Source organism: Klebsiella sp. RIT-PI-d (genome assembly GCF_001187865.1).
Taxonomy (GTDB): domain Bacteria; phylum Pseudomonadota; class Gammaproteobacteria; order Enterobacterales; family Enterobacteriaceae; genus Superficieibacter.
The window spans coordinates 176,894-201,297 of record NZ_LGIT01000004.1; the positions used below are offsets into that span (position 1 = coordinate 176,894).

At 50.7% G+C, this 24,404-nt stretch carries 21 protein-coding genes; 18 read left to right on the plus strand and 3 right to left on the minus strand.

Annotation, left to right across the window (positions count from 1 at the left end):
• The first annotated feature begins 28 nt into the window (after positions 1-28).
• The 13 genes from AC791_RS04065 to AC791_RS04125 all read left to right on the plus strand — a co-directional run bounded on the left by AC791_RS04065 (position 29) and on the right by AC791_RS04125 (position 14,604).
• Positions 29-820: a DUF6708 domain-containing protein gene (locus AC791_RS04065; protein ID WP_072094289.1), complete on the plus strand. Its 792-nt coding sequence runs from the start codon at positions 29-31 to the stop codon at positions 818-820.
• 105 nt (positions 821-925) lie between these two features.
• Positions 926-1,696 (plus strand): DUF6708 domain-containing protein, encoded by a 771-nt coding sequence (locus AC791_RS04070; protein WP_072094290.1) that lies wholly within the window; start codon positions 926-928, stop codon positions 1,694-1,696.
• 105 nt (positions 1,697-1,801) lie between these two features.
• Positions 1,802-2,572 carry a DUF6708 domain-containing protein gene (locus tag AC791_RS04075; RefSeq protein ID WP_072094291.1) on the plus strand — a complete coding sequence of 257 codons (771 nt, stop codon included), beginning with the start codon at positions 1,802-1,804 and terminating at the stop codon, positions 2,570-2,572.
• A gap of 105 nt (positions 2,573-2,677) precedes the next feature.
• Positions 2,678-3,457: a DUF6708 domain-containing protein gene (locus AC791_RS04080; protein ID WP_148677754.1), complete on the plus strand. Its 780-nt coding sequence runs from the start codon at positions 2,678-2,680 to the stop codon at positions 3,455-3,457.
• 93 nt (positions 3,458-3,550) lie between these two features.
• Complete coding sequence (locus tag AC791_RS04085) at positions 3,551-4,885, plus strand: hypothetical protein (protein WP_228136880.1); 1,335 nt, start codon at positions 3,551-3,553, stop codon at positions 4,883-4,885.
• The gene (locus AC791_RS04090; protein WP_049839207.1) at positions 4,882-8,322 is read left to right on the plus strand and encodes an ImcF-related family protein; all 3,441 of its coding nucleotides are present in this window, start codon (positions 4,882-4,884) and stop codon (positions 8,320-8,322) included. Before AC791_RS04085 ends, AC791_RS04090 begins: the two co-directional genes overlap by 4 nt.
• Positions 8,322-9,917, plus strand: coding sequence for a type VI secretion system protein TssA (gene tssA / locus AC791_RS04095; protein WP_049839208.1), 1,596 nt, complete (start codon positions 8,322-8,324; stop codon positions 9,915-9,917). Before AC791_RS04090 ends, tssA begins: the two co-directional genes overlap by 1 nt.
• Before the next feature lie 27 nt (positions 9,918-9,944).
• Positions 9,945-10,223 (plus strand): PAAR domain-containing protein, encoded by a 279-nt coding sequence (locus AC791_RS04100; protein WP_049839209.1) that lies wholly within the window; start codon positions 9,945-9,947, stop codon positions 10,221-10,223.
• Positions 10,224-10,321: 98 nt separating this feature from the next.
• A complete protein-coding gene (tssF, locus tag AC791_RS04105; RefSeq protein WP_049839210.1) occupies positions 10,322-12,076 on the plus strand; it encodes a type VI secretion system baseplate subunit TssF in 1,755 nt (584 codons plus the stop codon).
• Positions 12,040-13,125 (plus strand): type VI secretion system baseplate subunit TssG, encoded by a 1,086-nt coding sequence (tssG, locus tag AC791_RS04110; protein ID WP_049839211.1) that lies wholly within the window; start codon positions 12,040-12,042, stop codon positions 13,123-13,125. Before tssF ends, tssG begins: the two co-directional genes overlap by 37 nt.
• On the plus strand, positions 13,103-13,648 hold the full coding sequence (gene tssJ, locus AC791_RS04115) for a type VI secretion system lipoprotein TssJ (RefSeq protein ID WP_049839212.1): 546 nt from the start codon (positions 13,103-13,105) through the stop codon (positions 13,646-13,648). The genes tssG and tssJ overlap by 23 nt, the downstream gene beginning before the upstream one ends.
• Positions 13,648-14,103: a type VI secretion system baseplate subunit TssE gene (gene tssE / locus AC791_RS04120; RefSeq protein WP_049839213.1), complete on the plus strand. Its 456-nt coding sequence runs from the start codon at positions 13,648-13,650 to the stop codon at positions 14,101-14,103. Before tssJ ends, tssE begins: the two co-directional genes overlap by 1 nt.
• Positions 14,104-14,124: 21 nt before the next feature.
• A complete protein-coding gene (locus AC791_RS04125) occupies positions 14,125-14,604 on the plus strand; it encodes a hypothetical protein (protein WP_049839214.1) in 480 nt (159 codons plus the stop codon).
• 211 nt (positions 14,605-14,815) lie between these two features.
• Here the strand turns inward: AC791_RS04125 and dsbA are convergent, their stop codons facing one another.
• A complete protein-coding gene (gene dsbA / locus AC791_RS04130) occupies positions 14,816-15,439 on the minus strand; it encodes a thiol:disulfide interchange protein DsbA (RefSeq protein ID WP_049839215.1) in 624 nt (207 codons plus the stop codon).
• A gap of 220 nt (positions 15,440-15,659) precedes the next feature.
• Here dsbA and AC791_RS04135 point away from each other — a divergent pair, with 220 nt between their 5' ends.
• Both AC791_RS04135 and AC791_RS04140 read left to right on the plus strand, forming a co-directional pair.
• Positions 15,660-17,069 (plus strand): MATE family efflux transporter, encoded by a 1,410-nt coding sequence (locus tag AC791_RS04135; protein ID WP_049839216.1) that lies wholly within the window; start codon positions 15,660-15,662, stop codon positions 17,067-17,069.
• A gap of 100 nt (positions 17,070-17,169) precedes the next feature.
• Positions 17,170-17,763 (plus strand): TetR/AcrR family transcriptional regulator, encoded by a 594-nt coding sequence (locus AC791_RS04140; protein ID WP_049839217.1) that lies wholly within the window; start codon positions 17,170-17,172, stop codon positions 17,761-17,763.
• Positions 17,764-18,175: 412 nt separating this feature from the next.
• Here AC791_RS04140 and AC791_RS04150 read toward each other — a convergent pair whose 3' ends face one another.
• The gene (locus AC791_RS04150) at positions 18,176-18,523 is read right to left on the minus strand and encodes a helix-turn-helix domain-containing protein (protein ID WP_049839219.1); all 348 of its coding nucleotides are present in this window, start codon (positions 18,521-18,523) and stop codon (positions 18,176-18,178) included.
• A 71-nt stretch (positions 18,524-18,594) separates the two neighbouring features.
• Positions 18,595-19,422 carry a TolC family protein gene (locus AC791_RS04155; protein WP_077264598.1) on the minus strand — a complete coding sequence of 276 codons (828 nt, stop codon included), beginning with the start codon at positions 19,420-19,422 and terminating at the stop codon, positions 18,595-18,597.
• A gap of 106 nt (positions 19,423-19,528) precedes the next feature.
• Between AC791_RS04155 and AC791_RS04160 the strand changes: the two genes are divergently transcribed.
• The 3 genes from AC791_RS04160 (at position 19,529) to AC791_RS04170 (ending at position 24,391) form a co-directional block, all read left to right on the plus strand.
• Positions 19,529-20,134 carry a TetR/AcrR family transcriptional regulator gene (locus tag AC791_RS04160; protein ID WP_049839221.1) on the plus strand — a complete coding sequence of 202 codons (606 nt, stop codon included), beginning with the start codon at positions 19,529-19,531 and terminating at the stop codon, positions 20,132-20,134.
• Between the two features lie 68 nt (positions 20,135-20,202).
• Complete coding sequence (locus tag AC791_RS04165; protein ID WP_049839222.1) at positions 20,203-21,312, plus strand: efflux RND transporter periplasmic adaptor subunit; 1,110 nt, start codon at positions 20,203-20,205, stop codon at positions 21,310-21,312.
• Positions 21,305-24,391 carry an efflux RND transporter permease subunit gene (locus tag AC791_RS04170; protein WP_049839223.1) on the plus strand — a complete coding sequence of 1,029 codons (3,087 nt, stop codon included), beginning with the start codon at positions 21,305-21,307 and terminating at the stop codon, positions 24,389-24,391. The genes AC791_RS04165 and AC791_RS04170 overlap by 8 nt, the downstream gene beginning before the upstream one ends.
• Positions 24,392-24,404 lie beyond the last annotated feature (13 nt).

Genomic DNA, 24,404 nt, shown 5'->3' on the forward strand with positions numbered 1-24,404 from the left:
AGAAAAACCGCAGCCAGATCAGGAAAAAATGAGTACGCTACTGAACGATAATATCTCTCGTGAGCCGATTCTGACTCCGCGACTAAAAAACTGGCGAGCCGATTTACCGGCAAATACCGAGCAGCAAATCATTCTGGGAAAACTTATTTACGTTAATGAAATTAATGATATCTGGCTGGAGATCCCGCGCTATGAAAATATTATGTGGGGAGGAGCATGGGTGGGAGTTATTTCGATGGTCATCCCTATTATTATAATAATATATATGACTATTGCCACGATTTTTTCTAAGGAATTTAATATATTCGTTATAAATGAATTTATTTTTATTTCACTATTATTATTTTCAATATTCATTCTATTATCAATGATAGTATTAAACCTCAGAATGGCTTTATTTGTTCCCCGGGATCAACCCATTCGCTTTAACCGCAAGCGGCAAAAGGTTTATGTCTTTGAGCATCACCGTAAAGCCTGGAATCCGTGGGCGAAATGGCCCACCACGATAAAGGTGTTTGACTGGGCAGATGTCCACGGCGAACTCAGCCGGGAGTCCGACCGCTACGATCAGGGTTTCCGTCTGTACGGTGCCGTCTGCCAGCCCGGCACTCACACCGTGACAGAACGCTTTATTTTTTCTCATGCCACCCTGTATGCAGCCCCTCAACTTCAGCTGTGGAGCCACCTCTGCCAGTACATGCAGCACAAGCCGGTGGTGATGGACCCGATTTATCCCGGCCGGCCGCATAACTGGGCACCGCGCAAGGGCATGTTCTGGCCACCGGCGCTGGATGCAGAATCCAGAACGGCTCCGGAGTAAAAACATGATGACAACGTATATAACCGTCACGGCTCAGGAAAAACAGCAATGAAGAAAAAACGAAACAAAGCAAAAAAAGAAATAATGCAGCCAGATCAGGAAAAAATGAGTACGTTACTGAACGATAATATCTCTCGTGAGCCGATTCTGACTCCGCGACTAAAAAACTGGCGAGCCGATTTACCGGAAAATACAGAGCAGCAAACCACTCCGGGAAAACTTATTTATGTTAATGAAATCAATGATATCTGGCTGGAAATCCCGCGCTATGAAAATATTATGTGGGGAGGAGCATGGTTTAGTATTTTTACATCCATAATATCTGCCATTGCGCTCATTTGGTTTAATATAGAAATATATATTATTCGCTTCGATTTTTATATTTTCATAATGTCTTTTTTATTTATGTTTTTCATAATTTCAATGATTCGGTTAAGTCTAAGAATGGCTTTATTTGTTCCCCGGGATCAACCCATTCGCTTTAACCGCAAGCGGCAAAAGATTTATGTTTTTGAGCATCACCGTAAAGCCTGGAATCCATGGGCGAAATGGCCCACCACGATCAAGGTGTTTGACTGGGCAGATGTGCATGGCGAACTCAGCCGGGAGTCCGACCGCTACGATCAGGGGTTCCGTCTGTACGGTGCTGTCTGCCAGCCCGGCACTCACACCGTGACAGAACGCTTTATTTTTTCTCATGCCACCCTCTATGCAGCCCCTCAACTTCAGCTGTGGAGCCACCTCTGCCAGTACATGCAGCACAAGCCGGTGGTGATGGACCCGATTTATCCCGGCCGGCCGCATAACTGGGCACCGCGCAAGGGCATGTTCTGGCCACCGGCGCTGGATGCAGAATCCAGAACGGCTCCGGAGTAAAAACATGATGACAACGTATATAACCGTCACGGCTCAGGAAAAACAGCAATGAAGAAAAAAAGAAACAGAGCAAAAAAAGAAAAACCGCAGTCAGATCAGGAAAAAATGAGTACGCTTCTGGACAATAACGTCTCTAGTGAGCCGATTCTGACTCCGCGACTAAAAAACTGGCGAGCCGATTTACCGGAAAATACCGAGCAGCAAATCATTCCGGGAAAACTTATTTACGTTAATGAAATTAATGATATCTGGCTGGAAATCCCGCGCTATGAAAATATCATGTGGGGAGGAGCATGGCTGGGAGTCGTTTCAATGTTGATTCCAACAATTATTGTCACATGGATGATTATAGATTTATATCCTTTCGATTTTGGAATAAATATATTAATAATGTTTTTAATATTTTTTTTATTTTCGATATCAATGATAGTATTAAACCTCAGAATGGCTTTATTTGTTCCCCGGGATCAACCCATACGCTTTAACCGCAAGCGGCAAAAGATTTATGTCTTTGAACATCACCGTAAAGCCTGGAATCCGTGGGCGAAATGGCCCACCACGATAAAGGTGTTTGACTGGGCAGATGTGCATGGCGAACTCAGCCGGGAGTCCGACCGCTACGATCAGGGGTTCCGTCTGTACGGTGCCGTCTGCCAGCCCGGCACTCACACCGTGACAGAACGCTTTATTTTTTCTCATGCCACCCTGTATGCAGCTCCACAACTTCAGCTGTGGAGCCACCTCTGCCAGTACATGCAGCACAAGCCGGTGGTGATGGACCCGATTTATCCCGGCCGGCCGCATAACTGGGCACCGCGCAAGGGCATGTTCTGGCCACCGGCGCTGGATGCAGAATCCAGAACGGCTCCGGAGTAAAAACATGATGACAACGTATATCACCGTCATGGCTCAGGAAAGACAGCAATGAAGAAAAAAAGAAACAGAGCAAAAAAGGAAAAACCGCAGTCAGATCAGGAAAAAATGAGTACGCTCCTGGACAATAACGTCTCTCGTGAGCCGATTCTTGCTCCGCGACTGAAAAACTGGCGAGCCGATTTACCGGCAAATACCGAGCAGCAAACCATTCCGGGAAAACTTATCTATGTTAATGAAATTAATGATATCTGGCTGGAAATTCCGCGCTATGAAAATATTATGTGGGGAGGAGCATGGATAGGGGTTATTTCAACCATCATTCCTTTATTGGTGCTACTTTGGATATATATAGACTCACCTTCTTCATATTTTGATTGTGTAACTTTATTGATGCTATTCATATTTTTAGTCTTTTCATTCTCAATGCTAATATTAAACCTCAGAATGGCTTTATTTGTTCCCCGAGATCAACCCATACGCTTTAACCGCAAGCGGCAAAAGATTTATGTCTTTGAACATCACCGTAAAGCCTGGAATCCGTGGGCGAAATGGCCCACCACAATAAAGGTGTTTGACTGGGCAGATGTGCATGGCGAACTCAGCCGGGAGTCCGACCGCTACGATCAGGGGTTCCGTTTTTACGGTGCCGTCTGCCAGCCCGGCACTCACACCGTGACAGAACGCTTTATTTTTTCTCATGCCACCCTGTATGCAGCTCCACAACTTCATCTGTGGAGCCACCTCTGCCAGTACATGCAGCATAAGCCGGTGGTGATGGACCCGATTTATCCCGGCCGGCCGCATAACTGGGCACCGCGCAAGGGCATGTTCTGGCCACCGGCGCTGGATGCAGAATCCAGAACGACTCCGGAAAAGGACCATTAGTATTCTCTATTAATATGGAAAAAATATCTGTTATTGCCGATATAGAAAAAATATATATTTATAAAGAATACATACAAAAATTAAATAATTTACATGCCATTGCATTACTGCAGAAAAGTAAATATTCTTAAGTCTGTTTTTTATCAGACCCTACTTATTGTATACGCTATTATTTATTCACCTGAGTTATTCATGCCAGTAAAAATAAAAAAAATCCCCGGTCCTTCACCACGCCCGGCCCCACCAAAAAAAATTCGCTGGCTGGCTACTTTAGCCTGCATGGTGGCCACAGGAATATTATTGATGCGCCTACCGGGAAAACATGTTGAAAGTGGAATGTTCTGGTGGTTGGCCATCGGTATTCCGCTGGGAGCATGGAGCATTATCGCTTTTTTTCGTGTGTCGGTATTCGGACTTCGTCATTTACAGGCTGATGCGTACGATACACAGCGTGAAAAATATATCTTAATGCAAGTTCGCCGGGGTCGCCGGGCACTGCAAATATTGTCTGCCGAGTGTGTGACAGCGCATGCTTTTGATTTGCAATGTGCCCCAATTGCGGAGGCGTTATTGCGTAATGTTGATGTTTTATCTCCACAGACGACACGCGCCGGTGACGATAGCGTCCGTCACAGCCGCTTACCTCCAGGAGGAGGAAATACAGTTGAAGCAGAAATTACCGCTGCTTTTACCTTTTTATTACAAAAACTTGCCGTAACGTTTTCTTTGCTGCCCGTGGACAACTCTGTTGAGGTTTTACTTGAGTCATCCTCATCATTTCCCAGGTCGAGAATTAGCGCCCTGTGGTTACAGGCATGGCAGAAAAGCGGCATCGCTCAGCCTGCCATTCCTTTAACTGGACACGGGCTTAGGATGATTGATGACTGGCTTGATCATCGTATCAATGAAAAAAGCCTGTTGCTGGTCGTTGCGCTGCAAATAGCCCCTGAAGCGCCAGACATGACCGCCGAAGTGATAGTAAGCCTGTTACTGGGTAATCGATTGACTCAGAAAACGCTGACACCGCAAGCCTTCTTACATCGTCCGGAAGCCTCCGCATCAAATGCCAGTGCACTACAGGAAGGCGTGTTGCAGGCGGCAGACTGGGTTCCGCTGTCTTCTGCAAATGAAGTGGCACACCTCTGGCTATCCGGCCTTGCGCAAGCTAGTGATGCCAGGTCAGGGATAATTTCTCTACTGGGTCGTCCTCCTTTGGCATCTATTACCCAGGATGTGGGCATGCATGATTTCAATACTTATCTGGGCCATCCTGGCTGCACTGCCCCCTGGCTGGCAATCGCCGCTGCAGCACAAGCTATCTGTAGTACCCCGGGATCTCACATGATTATCAGCGGTGAACAAGATAGCGAGATTGTCTGGAGTACGGCGGTATCCCCTTCTGCTTCTCGTAAGGAGATTAATTCGTGAAGCGTATTGTTGTGCTGATGAAAAAGTCAGGACTCTGGTTCTGGAGTGTGAGCATTATTATTTTGCTGGTCTGTGCAGTAATGTGCTGGCAGATCTGGCAGCACCCAGAGCATATCGGATTATTGCCGGGTAGTCTGAAACATAAAAGCTGGCTTATTAGTTTGTGCGCCGGTACAGGCATAATGACTGCGTGTCTCTTGCTTATGTTTTTTAGTACCCGCGCATCAGGTAAAAATCATTTTACTCATGATGTAAAGCAGGCATTGGGTGACGATGCCTTCGCGCCAGTCAAATTGACCAGAACAGAAACCCTATGGCAGGCCGAATTGCTGGCTATCAAAACCCATTTACGTCGCCGCTACGCCTTTTTCTGGCGATGTAACGTTCGTCTGTTATTAGTCACCGGCGACGATACCGCCATCGCTCAGCTGGTGCCCGGCCTGAAGGAAAAGCAGTGGCTGGAGGGTAATCGTACCGTTCTGATTTATGGCGGCAGCCTGACGGCACAGCCGGATAGCGAAAAATACGCTGCGCTGCGTAAACTGCGCCGGAGCCGTCCGCTGGATGGCATTGTGCGGGTGATTGGCGAAAATCAGCACCTCACGCCGCAGATAACCGATCACGACCTGCGCGGGCTGGAGAAAATCGGTGAGCAGCTACGCTACCAGCCGCCAGTCTGGTTATGGCAACTCTGCGACAGCGCATGGTCGCAGTCCGGGAGGCTCACCCAGTCGGTGGGCATCACGCTGCCAGCCAGAGCGGTACCGGAAGATATTGTCTCTCAGCTGTCGGCACTACTTCCGCAGCTGCGGGCGCAGGGGCTGGCTCAGGTTGCCGAAAACCGGGCATATGATTTTCTGCTTCGTCTGGGACAGCAGCTGCTTCAGGGCGGGTGCGAGCGCTGGAAAACCCGGCTTTCACCCTGGTTATACGGTGCCCGGCAGCGTGTTCCACTGCGGGGGTTGATGTTCAGCCTGGCGGATCCCCCTTCCGGTCATCAGGATGGCGCAGAAAACCACGTACACGCGCTGACGTTCCCGCCTGCCTGGCAGGGCATTCTTGATGACTGTACCCGCGTGCGCGGCCGCCGGGTCGGCATGGCGTGGGCGCAGATGCTGGCCTGGTCGTTAATGGCAGTCACCGGGCTCTGGGCCGCAGGATTGCTGCTCTCCTTTGGCCTTAATTATCAGCAGATGTCGTCGGTGGCAAAAAAAGCCCGTGCGCTGGTGGAACATCCTGCCGTTTCTGATGCTCAGCTGACCGCCCTGCATGAATTACGCAACGATGCAGGCCGTCTGCAGTACCGTTATCAGCACGGTGCCCCGTGGTATCAGCGCTTCGGGCTGGACCATAATCAGGCGCTTCTGCGCGCCATGCTGCCGTGGTACGGGGTCGCCAGCAATCGTCTTATCCGCGATCCTGCCAGCGCCGCGTTGCGTCAAAAACTCAACAGGCTGGTGGACTCCGCGCCGGACAGCGAGCGCCGCGCGGCGCTTGCCGGGCCAGGTTACGACCAGTTAAAAGCCTGGCTGATGATGTCCCGCCCGGACAGGGCAGACGGCGCGTTTTATGCCCGGACGATGAAAACGGTTCAGCCCACGCTCAGGGGCGTTTCTCCCGGGCTGTGGCAGAGTCTGGCACCCGATTTATGGGCGTTTTATATCCATGCGCTTCCCCATAATCCACAGTGGAAAATCATCCCGGACAGCACCCTGGTCGCCCGGAGCAGACAAGTTTTACTCCGGCAAATCGGTCAGCGTAACGCCGAAAGTACGCTGTACCAGGAGATGCTCAACGCGGTACGCCGCAACGTTGCCGATGTCACGCTTGACGATATGACGGCCGGAACCGATGCGCGCCGGCTGTTCACCACCGACGAGGTTGTTCCCGGCATGTTTACCCGTCAGGCGTGGGAAGGCGGCATTCAGCAGGCTATTGACACCGCGGCACATTCCCGCCGGGATGAAATTGACTGGGTACTGAGCGACAGCCGAAACGCAGTTTCCTCAGACCTGTCGCCGGAAGCCCTGAAAGCGCGTCTGACACAACGTTACTTCACCGACTTTGCCGGCAGCTGGCTGAACTTTCTCAACAGCCTGCGGCTTACCCCGGCAAACACCATTGCTGACGTGACCGACCAGCTGACGCTGATGAGTGATGTCCGGCAGTCACCGCTGATTGCCCTGATGAACACCCTGGCCTGGCAGGGCCAGACGGGGCAGCAGAGCGAAGGCCTTTCGGATTCTATTATCAAATCGGCAAAAGATTTGATTGGCCGTGATGACAAACCGGTTATCGACCAGCGTGCCGCCGGTCCACAGGGGCCACTCGATGACACCTTTGGCCCGCTGCTTCAGCTTCTGGGGAAAAACCGCGCGGGTAACGTGATGTCTGCGGATGACACCCTCAGCCTGCAGACCTATCTGACCCGCATCACCCGGGTGCGTCTGCGTCTGCAGCAGGTGGCAGGCGCCTCTGACCCGCAGGAGATGATGCAGACCCTGGCGCAGACGGTGTTTCAGGGAAAAAGCGTGGACCTGACCGACACCCGGCAGTACGGCAGCCTGATGGCGGCGAGCCTCGGAGAAGAGTGGAGCGGCTTTGGCAACACGCTGTTCGTACAACCGCTGACCCGGGCCTGGGAAACGGTTCTGCAGCCATCAGCCGCCAGCCTTAACGACCGCTGGCGCCGCTCGCTGACCGCGAACTGGCACACCGCCTTTGACGGGCGCTATCCGTTTGCAGACAGCAAAAGCGATGCCTCCCTGCCGATGCTGGCCGAGTTTATTCGCAGGGACAGCGGTCGCATAGACCGCTTTCTGGCCACGGAACTGAGCGGCGTTCTGCATAAAGAGGGCAGCCAGTGGGTGCCCGACAGCGCTCACAGTCAGGGGCTGGCGTTCAGTCCGGCGTTCCTGAGGGCGGTGAACCAGCTGAGCCAGCTGTCAGATATTCTGTTTACCGACGGTAGCCAGGGCATCCGCTTTGAGCTGCAGGCCCGCCCTTCTCCTGAGGTGGTGGAAACCCGGTTGACCATCGACGGCCAGCACCTGCACTACTTCAACCAGATGGCCGACTGGCAGAGCTTCCGCTGGCCGGGTGAGACGTTTAAACCGGGCACCCTGCTGACCTGGACCTCCACCCGTGCCGGGGCGCGCCTCTTTGGTGATTATACCGGTACGTGGGGCCTTATTCGCTGGCTTGAGCAGGGTCAGCGCCGGCAGCTTGACCGCAGTCAGTGGATGATGAGCTTTACGGCGCCGGATGAGCGGACGCTGCAGTGGGTGCTGCGTTCACAGCTCGGGAAAGGGCCGCTGGCGCTGCTGGACTTACGCGGGTTTAAACTCCCGGATCGCATCTTCAACGTTGACGCGACGGCCGCCGCGCAGGCGTTCGATACAAATAGCGACATAACAGACATGGACGGAGCTGAATAATGGCAACGCTACAAAATTTACTTCACGCCTGTGCGGTTGATGAAAAGTCGCTGCTGCAACAGACCCACACGTACCGTGAGATCCCGGGGCGCTGGCTTGCACCTCTCAGTGATGACTCACCGGTGGGAATAGATCCCATTTATGACGATGATTTCCAGCGTATCCGCGATGAAGTCAATAAACTGACCGGCGTTGATACCGCGCTGATTTGCACCCTGAGCGAGAAATTACTGACGACGGTCAGTAAAGATCTGCGGGTGATAACGTTTTATACCTGGGCACGTCTGCATCAGGATGGAGAAACCGGGCTGGCAGAAGGGCTGGAACTGCTGGCCGACATGCTACAACGCTTCGGGGCGCAGTTGCACCCTCAACGCGATCGTAGCCGCAAATCTGCTCTCGAATGGCTCGGCAGCCGGCGGGTTATCGACAGTCTTTCGCTGTATCCTGAGGTCAATATTGCCGTCATGCAACGAATTGCTGCGGCACTCCTGCTTGCAGAGAAGGCAACAGGCGAGCCGGGTAACGTATCACGCCCGCAGTTTTCAACGCTGTATCAGGCGCTGGAGAATCGGCTGATACAGAACGGTGGACCTGACAGCCTGGTCCCGCAAACCAGCCGGGAAGAGACGGCGGAAAACGCGCTGTCAACGTCTACTGTGCCTGCGCTAACCACCATCACCTCCGGACGCGATTTGCTCGATCAGGCCAGGGTGCTGGCAAATTATCTGCGCGATCAGCCTGGCGGCTGGCTGGCGGCACATCATCTGATGAAAAGCATCCGCTGGGATACGTTAACCGTTCTGCCCCCGCTGGATGCCAGCGGTCAAACCCGACTTGCCCCGCCCAAACCGGATCACCGCGCTCATCTCAAACGTTTATATCTCCAGCAAAGCTGGTCAGAACTGCTGGAGCACGCTGACACGCTGCTCCAGCAGGGCGTAAACCATCTATGGCTGGATGTGCAATGGTACATATGGCAGGCGCTGAGCAGACTCGATAACGACACTGTGCGTGCAGATATCATTTGCCGTGACCTCAAAGGCCTGTTGAACCGTTTACCTGGTCTTGAATCGCTGGCGTTTAATGACGGCACACCGTTTGCCGATGAGGCGACGCTGAACTGGATTAGTGAAAAAGTCCATGACGATAGTAGCGTCTGGAATGAAGAGCCTGTCAGTACCGTCGTGTCAACAGGGGACGATATTCTTGCGCTGGAAGCGGAGGTTCTGACCCAGGCGGACAGTGAAGGTATTGAGGCGGCATTCAGCTGGCTACAACAGCGCCCTGGATTTACCTCATCCCGAAACCAGTGGCTGATGCGCCTGTTAATGGCGCGAGTCGCCGAGCAATACGGTAAAAACGAAATGGCATTACATCTGCTGAGTGAACTTGATCATCGGGCACGCTCGCTCACGTTACCGCAATGGATGCCGGAACTGATGTTTGAGGTCAACGCGCGTCGGCTGAAATTGCTGCGCGCCAGGGTGGGCCGTAACGAAATAGATAAAACCCGTCTGCAACCTGAAATGGATAACCTGCTTTCGGCACTTATCACACTCGATCCTGCCCGCGCAGCCGTGCTGTGCAACTGATTTGTCTGACGATAAGGGAACGTGAAAATGACAAAAGGCTTCTATCTGGTACTGGGCGATATGACCACATGCGGTGGAAGAATTCTTGAAGCCGATCCGACCAGTACGCTTCTGGGCATTCCCATGGCACGTGAAGGTGATGCCGTTACCTGCGGTAAATTTGCCGGAAAGTTTGTGATTGTGGGGCATATACCGCTTAACACGCTGAACGGCCGCAAATATGCAGGAACGCTAAATAGTATTAGCAGCTGTCCCTGCGGGGCCAGACTCGTCGCGTCCCGGCAACAGCGCACCTACGGTGTCTGATCTGCCCATCTTTTACCAGGCACTAACGTGCCGGGTCTCGATAAAAACAAGGTGTACGCGCTGGTAGCGTACTGCCAATAACATTTCTCAGGTTTTATATGGACGATTTAACCCTGCGTTATTACGACGCTGAAATGCGCTACCTGCTTGAAGCAGGAGAAGAATTTGCCCAGGCTCATCCGGACAGGGCGGCGATGCTTAATCTCGATAAAGCAGGCGCCAGAGATCCTTACGTCGAACGCCTGCTTGAAGGCTTTGCGTTCCTGATGGGGCGTCTGCGTGAAAAACTTGACGATGACCTGCCGGAGTTAACCGAAGGTATGGTTAGTCTGCTATGGCCGCACTATCTGCGTACTATCCCATCGATGTCGATCGTGGAGTTCTCTCCGGACTGGCGCGAAATGAAAGAGCAGATGTGCATCACTAAGGGGTTTGAAGTGAATTCCCGCCCTATCGGCGAGAAGAATACCCGCTGTCGATATACGACGACTCAGCCCATTAATCTCCAGCCGCTGTCGTTGCAAACCGCAATACTCACCACCGATCCACAAGGTCGTTCCGTCGTACAGATGCGTTTTGATTGCAGTCAACTGGCCGACTGGAGCCGGATTGACCTCAGTCATATTCCGTTCTATCTCAACGCCGATGCCCCGCTGGCCTGTGCCATGCATGAAGCATTCACCATGAAGGTCGCGCACACGTTTCTGCGCCTGCCGGGCGATATGGACAGGCGTTCATTCGACGGATATTTTACCGCCCTCGGTTTTGGCGACAATGATAGCTTGTGGCCAAAAGGAAGCAGCAGCTTCAGCGGTTATCAGCTGTTGCTGGAGTATTTTACGTTCCGTGAAAAGTTTATGTTCACCGGCTTGCGGGGTCTGGAAAAGGTGGTTTTCCCCGCAACACTTCCGTGGTTTGAAATCGAGATCGTGCTGGCTGAACGCTGGGAGCACGACTTCAGTTTTACCCAAAAGAACCTGCGGCTGAACTGTGTCCCGGTGATTAACCTTTTCCCGCTGGAGTCCGATCCGCTGACGCTCAACTCGCTGCAAACAGAATACATGCTGCGTCCGATGCGTGTGCAGGATGGGCACACTGAAATTTATGCTGTCGATTCCGTAGTATCGTCCAGCCAGCACCGCTACGTGCCATTCTCCAGCTTTCGCCACAAAGGCGGCATGATGCGTCACGACGCGCCAGAGTATTACTACCACACTCGCGTACGCCGCGGTCCCTCCGGCCTGCACAATACCTGGCTTATTCTTGGCGGCGAAGCCTTTGATAATCACACCGTCCCGCAAGATGAAAGCCTGTCATTGACGCTGACAGGTACCAATGGTCAATTACCGCGCCGGGCGCTACAGAGTACGATCCTTGATACGGTGATGAAAACCACATCGGCCAATATTGCCGTACGCAATCTCTGTGCCCCTACTCTGCCCTGCTATCCGCCTGCGCAAGATCGTTTTCACTGGCGCGTACTTAGTCATCTTGGCAGCGGCTTTCTTTCAATGATGGATAACGCTGAGGTGCTGCGCGGCACGCTGGCGCTGTACGAGTGGACAAACAGTGAAATGAACCGTCGCCGTCTGGGAGCCATTCTTGATGTGAAGCACAGCGAAATTGAGCGTTTTGAGCAGGGCTACCTGGTACGTGGTGTGCAAATAGACGTGACGCTGGACAGCCACGGTTTTGCCGGGCGCGGCGACATCTGCCTGTTTGGCGAAATGCTAAGCCGCTTCTTTGCGCTTTACACCGACATCTACCTGTTTAACCGCCTGATTATTATTCTGCAACCGACCGGAGAACGTCTGCAATGGGAAGAGAAACACAACCGCCGTATTCCCGGCTGATTCCGAGGCTGGAAGCCGATCTTCAGCGCATAAACTTCTATCGTTTTTGCCAACTGCTGGAAAAGCGCCGACCGGGTAAGCCGTTGACCGGAGCAACCAGCCATCCTTCAGACGATCCGGTACGGTTTTGTCCGCATCCCGGCATGGGATTTCCGGCCAGTGAACTGCATAGCGTTGAGTATGACGAGGACGATGACAATAAGCCGCCGGTAGTCCGCACCACATTTATGGGCCTTTATGGCATTGATTCACCGTTACCGACTGTCTATCTCGATGATATCGCTCAGCGTCGTGAAGGACATGAAGCGCTACAGGGATTCCTCGATATTTTCAGCCATCGCATCCTGACACAGTTTTACCGGATCTGGCGTAAATACTCTTATCCGGCATCATTTGAGCCAGGCGGTACAGACGGTATCTCCCGGTCACTGCTGGGACTGGTAGGGCTGGGGATCCCCGGCACGGCAAACCACATTGCTACCCCCGTATCGCGCTTTCTGGCATTACTTGAAGTACTGCGCCAGCCGGGCAAAACCCAGGAGGGGATACAGGCCCTGGTCAGTCTGCTGGCACCAGAGACAACAGTGCAGGTCAGCCCGTATTGCCTGCGCCCCGTGGACGTCAGCCAACCTGTCGGATTTTACGGTGAAGACGATTTTCTGCTGGATGGCAATATGCCTCTGGGTGACGAAGCCATGGACGCCAGCAGCCAGCTGCTGATTGCGCTTTCTACCCATAATGAACAGGAAGCGCAGGGCTGGAAACCGGATGGTCAGCTGTATCAGGATTTTTGGGTGATGCTGCGGGTCTATCTGGGCTGGCGCTTCAAGGCCAAAATTACGCTGACCACGCTTACGCGCCTGTTGACGGCTCCGCCACTGGGTGACGGCCCTTTCTGGCTCGGCATGAATGGCGTATTGGGCGCTGAGAATGACACATTATCGGATGATATCCCCCCCACGTTTACAACAGAACTGGGGTATTACCGCGGCATGAAGCCCGCCACACGACAACAAGGAAACTGCCGTGTCACATATCAATTTGACTAGAACCGTACGCGGATCGCTTGCACTACTGGCATTCAGCCTGGCAGGCTGCGGGTTGACTCAGCGCGCTATCGACAGTACTCAATCAGCCTATGACGCTGTTTTCCACAAGAAAATCAAAGTACTGCACCTGGATTTCTCTGCCCGCGAAGCGCTGAATACCGATGCAAGCGAGAGCAATTCTCTGTCAGAGCCGCTGGTAGTGCGTATCTATCAACTGAAAGATGAAAAGATCTTTAGCAAATCGGTCTATCAACAGCTATTAAAACACGGCGATACCCTCCTCGAAGCGGATCGCCTGTCAACGCGAGACGTCGTGATCAAACCTGGTGGTGATGTCAGTCTGGATATGCCAATGGAAATCGATACGAAGTTTGTCGCCGTAGTGGGCTTATTCCGCCACCCGGATGTGATGAATAACAGCTGGAAACTGCTCCTCAACCGTGAAGAGCTGGACCCGGATGAGCCGCGTATCATTGAGGCCAGAAGCAATCATCTGGTATTACAACCTGTTAAGGACGATTAATGCCGCAACAACACAGTAGTCCCTCACTGTATGAAATGCTGACCGGTAATTTTACCGGCGGCCTTGACCTGCACCAGGTTAGTGAACAAAACCAGGTGATCCTGTCGGTACTGGATAATATGCAGCGCGTTCTTAACTGCCGCGCCGGGACACTGGCGCATCTGCCAGATTACGGTTTGCCGGATATGACCCGGGTTCTACAGGGTATGCCTGGCACCGCGCATGAGCTGATGGGAATACTGTCGGCTGTTCTGCTCAAATACGAGCCGAGACTAAAAAAAATTAACGTTGTCCTGCTGGATCAAAACATCCCCGGCGAGCTGCGTTATGCCATTGACGCCGAGCTAAGGGGTATAGGCCTGGTGCGTTATGGCACTGAATTTATGCCGGAAGGGCGTGTATTAATCCGCCATCTCAAACAACAAAATTACATCGATAAAACCACCCGCCTGTAGGGATAGGCGAACAGGAAAGATATGTCAGCAAAAGCGCGATTCATGAAAAAATTACAGGAACAACAGCCATGCCATAACGGATTTGCCAACAAAGGCGAGGCCGATATTGCTGAATTCTGCCAGCGGATGGACCAGCTTCAGGCGCAAATGACAGAATGGCTTGACCAAACAAACATCCGTATCGAAAGTTCTCCGGCATTATTAAGTGAGTGCTTGATTGGTGGAAAAACATTCAACGTGCCGGCGATAAGCCTCTTTTACGAAGAGCGGAAAATCAAATTTACACCGGTATTTTTATATGCCCAGGGCGTTACTGGCGGCGTAGATGTCACCTTCTGTCCCGAAGGACGAGCGATCCCTCTACGGCGCCTGTTTATGCGTTCTGCGGAGGACAGTAAAAACTGGACCTGTAACCCGGCGGACAGACCCGCAGCTAGCAGATCTCCATTCAATGAAGATACCTTCTTTGAGACGATCGACTGCCTGCTGCCAGACGAATAACTGCCTGCATCATGGATAAATTAGTAATGGAAAAACGCGATAACGGTGGCTAGTTTTGTTGACCACTACATGACTAAGAGCACTACCAATAACTGGAGTTATTCATCGACGAGGAGCATGATGACGCTACTAACTGGCGATGTGGCTTCCAAATCATTTGGCCGCATGTATCGCCAGTTCCAGCTTTTCAGGCTTTGCACCGTCCTCGGGGTCATTTATTTTCAATCAGATACTTAACCGTCGCCACGTATTGCTGAACAAAAATATCAAGCGAGCTTGTGTCCATACCCTGCGAGTTGAGTTGATATTTACCTTTGACGAACATCGCAGGAACCCCTCTGAGTTTAACATCCATAGCCGCTTTCTCCTGCCTGGCCACTAATGCCTTCACTGCGAAGCTATTCCACGCACCATCGACGTCTTCTGCTTTGATACCGGCATCAATAAAAACTCTACGGATATCATCAATATTCTTGATGCTGAGTTCCTTTTGCACCGCTTCGAACATAGGGGAAATGATTTTGTCTTCAACGCCTAACGCGATTGCTACTGCCCAGGCTTGCGTCAGTTCTTTGCCTAACGGCGGAAGAAAGTCGACGTGATACTTAACGATCTTCGTATTTGCCGGTAGTTTTTCAGCCACGTTGTCTGAGACGTGAATGACCTGTTCAAACTGGTAGCAATGCGGACAGTTGAAGGAAAAGAACTCCAGCACCTCCGGGGCATCAGGCACCGGTTTGCTTAAAGAAATGTACTGTTTTCCTTCATTAAACTGCGCTGCATTAACGCCAGTTGTGAGAAAAATGCAGGCGAAAGCTGCTAATAAAATCTTCATGAGCCGTAACCTCATCTACTGCACTAAGCGATAAGAAAATATTTTTTCACGTAATTTCGGCTACTTAGAGATCAATTCAGAACCAGGAAACGTTAGCGCTTCATAAAACGCTTTCTTTTTTCAATCCCGTAGAATTATGATCATAATATAAAGAGGCCCACTGATGCAAACTATGTCCAGTCCTGGGTTTTCTGCCTGATCGAACATTCTGGAGATTTAAATGAAACCTGACAGTCGCGAGGCGGCCAAATTAGCCCGGCAGGAAGCGATTCTGAACGGGCCAGTCTTTAGCACAATGATGCAGCTCGCTGTTCCTACGATCCTCGTTCTGATTGCGCAAACGTTAGTCAGCGTAGCTGAAACGTATTACGTATCATTTTTAGGAACATCGGCGCTGATTGGCGTCGCACTCGTTTTCCCGGTATGGATGCTGATGACCATGATGGCTGCCGGTGGAATTGGTGGCGGTGTAGCCTCAGCTGTAGCCCGCGCAACGGGTGCCGGGAAACATGATGATGTTAATGCGCTCATCCTGCATTCGGTAGTAGTAGCCATTGTCTTTGGTCTTGCTTTTACAGCCTTCTTTATCGGGCTGGGCGAACATATTTATGCGGCAATGGGCGGGTCTGGCGAGGCACTCAGTGCCGCACATGAATATTCTGTCTATGTATTTTTTGCATCTGTGCCGATCTGGATCGTTAATCTTCTTTCTGCCGTATTACGCGGTATTGGTAACGTGAAAATACCTGCGGCCGTCACGTTGATTGGAGCCGTAGTGCTGATCCCGCTGTCACCTTTACTGATTTTTGGTCTCGGGCCGATTAAGGGCTTTGGGTTAGCGGGGGCAGGTATGGCAATCAATATTTTCTACTGGGTCGCAGCAATAGCTATGTTGCGTTACATGGCCAGTGGTCGTGCCGGTATCCGGATAACGTTGGTATGTTTACGCTGGCCTCTTTTCCGTGAAATTCTTAATGTAGGCCTGATTGCTGCGCTGGGGACTATTCAGCTCAATATAATGGTTTTACTGGTTACCGGCGCTGTGGGCGTGTTTGGTGTCGATGCAATTGGTGGATTTGGCACAGCATCCCGTCTCGACTATGTCCTGATCCCGGTGCTATTCGGGATCGGCACGGCCATTGTGACGATGGTCGGGATTAACGTAGGCGCGCGTCAGATAGACAGAGCGAAACGAATTACTTGGGTCGGTGTCGCTGTCAGCGTGGTATTCACCGAGGTCGTGGGCCTGTTAGTGGCAGTATTTCCGGGCGTCTGGCTTGGCCTGTTCACGCATGATGAAAGTGTTCTGGTTACTGGCAAACTGTACCTGCAGATTGTTGCTCCCTTCTACGCAGCCAACGGCATTTTGTTTGCACTCGGGTTTGCTGCGCAGGGCAGCGGTTATATGTGGAAAATGTTCCTGGTCGGTACCGTTCGTTTAATCCTCGCCGCCGGTGGCGGATGGATTGCAGTCGAGTACTTCAATGTGGGTCAGGCCGGACTGTTTGTTATCGTCATGGGATCTATGGTGATAGCCGCTCTTATGAGTGTAGTGATCGACCGCTCGGGGACGATGTGGCCCAAATACAATAAACAGAGCTCGTCCGCGCTCAGGACGGTCCGGTCTTAAGCGGTACTGGTTACCGGGTAAAGTTATAGATAGTAGTCTTTGCCCTGAATAGCATTATCGTCATAATGCTATTCAGATAATGCAGGATGAGGAACGTAGCATGAGATATTCCAAAGACCACAAAGAAGAAACGCATAAAAAAATCGTTGAATCTGCCTCAAAGAGGTTCCGTACGGAAGGTATCGAAAAGGTAGGTGTAGCAGGCCTCATGGCTGATGTTCATCTTACGGTGGGCGGTTTTTATAGCCACTTTAAGTCGAAGGAAGAGCTGGTCAAAGAGGCGGTTTGTCTTGCTGCAGATGAAACATTTTGCGCAGCGTTTGGCGCTCCGGAAAATAATGAAAAACTCACTATTCAGCTGATACTGGACCGCTATCTCAGTATGGGTCATCGGGACTCGCCAGAATCTGGATGCGTAATAGCGGCACTCGCGTCTGAACTGAAGAACCGACCAACAGACACGCGTGACATGATGTCAGACAAGATAACCCGGATAATTGAGCGTATATCAGAATGCCTTCCTCAGCAGACAGACTCAGCAACCCTCATGCGAGTTGCCAGTGCTATCTGGGCTGTAATGATCGGAACGCTGCAGCTGGCGCGCATTATTCCTGATAAGGAATTATCAGATCAATTACTGCTTGATGGTAAAAAAACTGCATTAATGCTTGCAGGGAAAATAGCCACAGAATAATGCACATAAGTGCATTACTATATCAACACTTCATTCGTTGGGAATTGACTAGCTGACAGCAAATAATATGAACATTCAGGGAAAGGAAATTTTAGTGACAGGTTCAGAATGCGGGCCAGACAGCGGAAATGAGTTATGCTTTCACCTGGAATGATGAGGTGAAAATTAATGTCGCCACAGGGAAATGGATAACTTACCGAAATCCACCGATAAAATGGCCGCCGTCTGAGTTAAAGTGTATCTGGCCCTCCCTTGCCGCTTACGCGAATAAAAATATATTTTTGGAGGACATTAAAATAAAAAACCACTAACAGTGGCGCTAGTGGTTAAAAGGCATTTTTGCCTATGCAGCATTAGATTTATAGTAATTTTAAACGGTGAATGACAATATACTTTACTGTTTAAGAAAAAATTATCCATTAATGCTGGTTTTCTTTGCTCTTATTCTGTACTGGTGGGGTGGAATACCGTATTTTTTCGTAAATATTCGGGTTAAGGATTGCTGCGATTCAAAACCATACTTCAATGCCAGATTTAAGATTGTTTCATCGGTCACCAGCAACTCTTCAGTCATACAGGCAAGTCTTCTATCCCGCATGAATTTCCCCAGGCTCTTACCGGTTTCTTTCAGGAAAATTCGCTGCAGGTGCCATTTCGAATATCCGGACTTTTTTGCAACATCATCAAGGCTTAGCCTGTTCTCTTTATTGGAATCAATCCACAGTATCAGATGAGATATAAAGTTCCTTTTATCAATCATTTTATCCTCCTTGCGCAGGTGTAAATGCTCTGAAAAGTAAATGAATTAGCGGTTCGTTGTCATGTGATGTTTTAGATTAATAGGGATGCTACCATCCAACTCCCAGCGCTTTGTATATTGAAACGGTAGCGAGAGTGCTCTGAAACTGTGCCCGTATCCTGCAGCGTCAGAATAAGAGACTTAACGTTGTAAAAGTTATCTTCCGCCTGACTGACATGGTAATCAGAGGCGAGTCCCTTGTCCTTAAGTAAGGATATTTTCTCCAGCAGTTCCTGCCGTGTACGACGCTGCTTTTCCGCTACCGCTATTCGCGCCTGTAGTCCACGTATTTTGATGTATGTCTCCGCAGTTCTTGAGGTAATACCCAGGCGAGTCGCTGAAGCCTGAGCCACGGTTGACGCATAGAGTGAGACGGCTGATTCACGGTTTCGCTGTAAACCGCCAAATATGTCAATCTCCCACTGAGCCGCGACATTACCGTCGTAGCTGCTACCATATCGGTCATAGTCGGGGCTGTTTACCATCAACCGGCCCTCAGGTGTCTCAGTGGACTGATAATTACGGCTGATCTGAGCAGAAGCGCTGCCCGAAGGCATCAGGGCTGCTGTGGCATAATCTGAACCTGCCTCCGCCTCACTGATACGCGCTCTGGCTTGTTCCAGCTCTAGATTTTGTGCGAGTGCGTGTTCGATGAGTTGGTTCAGTATGGGATCTTTAAAATTCATCCACCACGCTGCAAGGCTGGTAAGATCAGGATTCTGAACCGCTGAAGAGGCGGCGTCAGTGGTCACATAGCGATCGGGCAAACCTGAGGATGGTCTGGAATAGTCTGGCCCGACGGTGCAGCGAGCGATGAGCAGAGAACTCATTATTCCGGCTATGTTTCGTTTAGATACCATTTCGCACTCTTGATTTAAGAAATACACTCACTAACTTGTGACCATATTGTATAATGGTCACAAGATTGTCAATTAAGTTTACTGTTTACACAGAGAGGATGTTTTCATGCCGACACAGGACGAAACCAGAGGACCTGCAGAACACAGCGTCAGGGACCAGATTGTACAGTCTGCTACCGAATATTTCGGCCACTATGGATACGAAAAAACCACCGTTGCCGAACTGGCAAAATCAATTGGTTTTTCAAAAGCCTATATCTATAAGTTCTTTAACTCTAAACAGGCAATTGGAGAGGTCATCTGCACCAACAGACTGCGAATGATCATGGATATTGTTGAAGCCAAAATTGCAGATTCGACCTCATCGTCAGAAAAATTAAGACTGCTGTTCAAAGCGCTGATTGATGCAAACAGCGACCTGTTTTTCCATGACAGAAAACTGTATGACATTGCCGCAGCGGCAAGCGTGGAGCAGTGGTCTTCTACCGTTAACCATACGAATCACTTAAAGAAAATACTTGCAGAAATTATTAACGAAGGACGCCTGAACGGGGAATTTGAAAGGCGTTCACCACTGGATGAAACTGTTGATGCCGTCTTTCTGGTTCTTCTCCCGTATATCAATCCTGTCCAACTGCAATACAATCTGGATGTCGCCCCTCAGGCTGCACAGCAACTTCCGTCCCTCATACTCAGAAGTCTGATGCCATAATGTGACCATTGACTAAATTGGTCACTTGAACGAATATTAGGTTTTCTACCTTTCCTAAAAGGGAACCTATGTTTCGGGTAAAGTTACTTTCAGTCGCTGTGGGTCTGATGAGCCTGTTCATTACCGCCTGCGGCGATTCAGCGCAGACTGAAGATCCCAGAACACAGCCGCCATTAGTCAGAGTGGCCAGTGTCCAGAGCACCTCAAATACCTCGCTAACTTTTACGGGCACTGTCGCATCACGCGTTGAAAGTGATTTAGGCTTCCGTGTAGCCGGGAAAATTCAGGAACGTCTCGTCGATAAGGGACAAAACGTAAAAGCGGGACAACCGCTTATGCTGATTGATTCTGAAGATTTAAGTCTGCAGGCCAGGGCTCAGGAGCAGGCTGTAGCTGCTGCTAAAGCTCGAGCAAATCAAACTGCTGAAGATGAAAGACGCTACAGAGGCCTCGTGGAAACCGGCGCGATCTCGGCTTCAGCATATGACCAGGTTAAAGCTCAGGCTGCAACGGCACAGGCTGATTTAAAAGCGGCGATTGCGCAGGCTAATGTTGCCAGAAATGCCACGAACTATGCGGTACTTAAGGCTGATGCAGACGGAACAGTGATGGACACCCTGGCTGAACCCGGTCAGGTAGTATCTGCGGGGCAAACGGTCGTCAGGCTTGCCCGCGCCGGTCAGAGAGAAGCGGTAATCAATTTACCTGAAACCCTGCGCCCGAGAACTGGCAGTGAAGCAATGGCAAGTCTGTATGGTGACCCCCGTACGTCAGTAAACGCGATCCTCAGACAGTTGTCTGATTCTGCTGATCCTCTCACCCGGACTTTTGAAGCGCGTTATGTACTTGATTCTCCACTTTCACTGGCGCCTCTGGGCAGTACTGTTTCTGTCAAAATTCATGAAGAAGATTCTGTTCGGGGAATAATTGTTCCGGCCGGAGCTATTCATGATGCAGGCAAAGGGCCAGGTGTATGGCGGGTTGTGGGTAAACCAGCGAAAGTCTTATGGACCCCGGTAAAAATTATCAGTCTTGGCAGTGAGTCCGTTGTGGTAAATGGTGATGTGGGAACGAATAATCAGATAGTTGCGCTGGGCGCACATCTTTTACATGACGGTGAGCAGGTTCGCCCATTACTCATGTCAGCTCCGGGCGTGAAGGAAACGGAAAATGAGTGAAAACCGCTTCAATCTTTCCGCTCTGGCCGTTCGTGAAAAGTCAGTGACCTTGTTCCTGATCCTGCTTATTACCGTTGCTGGAATTATTGCTTTTCTCAAGCTGGGGAGAGCTGAGGATCCGCCGTTCACTGTAAAACAGTTTACGGTCATTACCGCATGGCCGGGTGCAACTGCACAGGAAATGCAGGATCTGGTTGCTGAGCCCATTGAAAAGCGTATGCAGGAGCTCAACTGGTACGATCGTACTGAAACCTATACCAGGCCAGGCCTGGCATTCAGCATGGTTTCCCTCAAGGACAACGCTCCACCTTCCGTGGTACAGGAGGAGTTTTACCAGGCACGCAAGAAAATCGGCGATGAAACAAGGAATCTTCCTGCCGGTGTAATTGGGCCGATGGTCAATGATGAATTCTCTGATGTCACGTTTGCGATCTTTGCATTTAAAGCGCGAGGGGAGCCTGAACGCTTGCTGGTCCGTGATGCAGAAAAACTACGCCAGCAGCTATTACACGTTCCAGGGGTAAAGAAAGTCAACATAATCGGGGAGCAGTCCGAGCGCATATTTGTTTCCTTCTCACATGAAAGGCTGGCCACGCTTGGCATATCCCCGGAGGCAATCTTCTCAGTACTGAACAACCAGAACGTACTAACGCCTGCCGGCTCTATTGATACATCAGGCTCGCAGGTTTTTTTGCGTCTTGAAGGAGCGTTTGACGAGCTGTCCAAAATCCGCGAAACCCCGGTTGTCGTAAAAGGTAAAACACTTCGATTAGCGGATATCGCTGAAGTTGAACGCGGATACGAAGATCCTGCTACCTTCCAGGTCCGTAATAACGGCGAACCCGCGTTACTGTTGGGTGTGATCATGAAAGATGGCTGGAACGGGCTCGATCTCGGCAAAGCGCTTGATGATGAATCCCAAAAAATTAGCGAAAAACTCCCATTAGGAATGACCTTCACCAAAGTGACGGATCAGTCGGTGAATATCAGCGCAGCTGTTAATGAATTCATGCTGAAATTTTTCGCAGCATTACTCGTCGTTATGGTTGTGTGCTTTGTCAGTATGGGATGGCGTGTCGGTATTGTCGTCGCCGCTGCAGTACCGCTGACACTTGCTATCGTTTTTATCATTATGGCTTCGACAGGGAAGAATTTTGACCGTATTACCCTGGGCTCCCTCATCCTTGCACTGGGTTTGTTGGTGGATGATGCCATCATCGCAATAGAGATTATGGTCGTAAAAATGGAGGAAGGATACAGTCGCGTAAAAGCCTCTGCCTATGCCTGGAGCCATACCGCCGCACCGATGTTATCCGGGACGTTGGTCACTGCCATCGGTTTCATGCCAAATGGTTTCGCACCTTCTACCGCGGGTGAGTACACCAGTAATATGTTCTGGATTGTCGGTATCGCCCTGATTGCATCATGGGTGGTAGCCGTAGTGTTCACGCCATACCTGGGCGTCAAACTTTTGCCGGAATTAAAAAAGGTAGAAGGGGGACATGCGGCAATCTACAACACCAAAAATTACAACCGTTTCAGAAATATTCTGAGAAACGTAATTACCAGAAAATGGGCCGTCGCCGGGGTTGTGATGGGTTCATTTGCCTTAGCTGTCGTCGGTATGGGGTTAGTTAATAAACAATTCTTCCCGATATCTGACAGACCGGAAGTCCTTGTTGAAATCCAGATGCCTTACGGAACATCTATCGAAAGTACCTCCCGGACCGCGGTTAACGTTGAAAGCTGGCTAAGGGAACAAAAAGAAAGTCGTGAAGTGACATCTTACGTCGGGCAGGGCGCAGCACGTTTTTATCTGGCGATGGCGCCAGAGTTACCCGATCCTTCCTTTGCTAAAATCGTTGTCCTGACAGCAGATCCAACAGAGCGGGAAGAGCTCAAGTTCCGTTTACGACAAGCTATCAGTGACGGTCTCGCTCCCGAAGCGCAAGTACGTGTTACGCAGTTGGTGTTTGGCCCGTATACGCCTTATCCCGTCGCTTTCAGGGTCATGGGGCCCGATCCTGCCGTTCTCCGTGATATATCAGCGAAAGTTAAGGGCATCATGGAGAAAAATCCAATGATGAGAACCGTTAATACCGACTGGGGTACCCGGGTTCCGTCATTACGATTTGTGCTCGACCAGAACCGCCTCAATGCCGTCGACTTAAGCACCGCGGCTGTTTCTCAGCAACTCCAGTTCCTGCTCTCTGGCGCACCGATTACCGATGTGCGGGAAGATATCCGTTCTGTTCAGATAACAGGCCGAGCGCTGGGTAACGTACGTACCGATCCCGCGCAGATTTCATCATTAACCCTCACCGGCGCTCAGGGGCAACGCATTCCGTTATCTCAGGTCGGAAAAGTTGAGGTTACGATGGAAGATCCTCTAATCCGGCGTCGTGACAGAACGCCGGTCATTACTGTTCGCGGTGATACTGCTGAAGGGCTTCAGCCACCGGATGTTTCTGTAGTACTCATGAAAGACCTACAGCCTGTAATTGATAAACTGCCTGCCGGGTACCGGATTGAGCTGGCGGGTTCCATTGAGGAATCCGCTAAAGCCAGCGATGCCATGTTACCGCTGTTCCCGATAATGATTGCGCTGACGCTCCTTATCATCATCCTGCAGGTCAGATCTATTGCCGCGATGATCATGGTCTTTGCTACCAGCCCACTGGGGCTTATCGGTGTGGTGCCAACGTTACTCCTGTTTAATCAGCCATTCGGTATAAATGCGCTTGTCGGTCTGGTCGCATTATCAGGAATACTGATGCGTAATACGCTGATACTGATCGGGCAAATACATCACAACGAAAAGGAAGGCCTTGATCCCTACCATGCAGTGATAGAAGCGACAGTACAGCGCTCACGTCCGGTGTTACTGACTGCACTTGCTGCCGTTCTGGCGTTCATGCCTCTTACCCATTCTGTTTTCTGGGGGACACTGGCATACACGCTTATTGGTGGAACAATAGGTGGAACAGTGATGACACTGGTCTTCTTGCCTGCAATGTACTCAATCTGGTTCAAAATCAAACCGCGTCCTGATGAAGGTAATGTCGGGCAAATGGAATAACGTTCCTGATAAA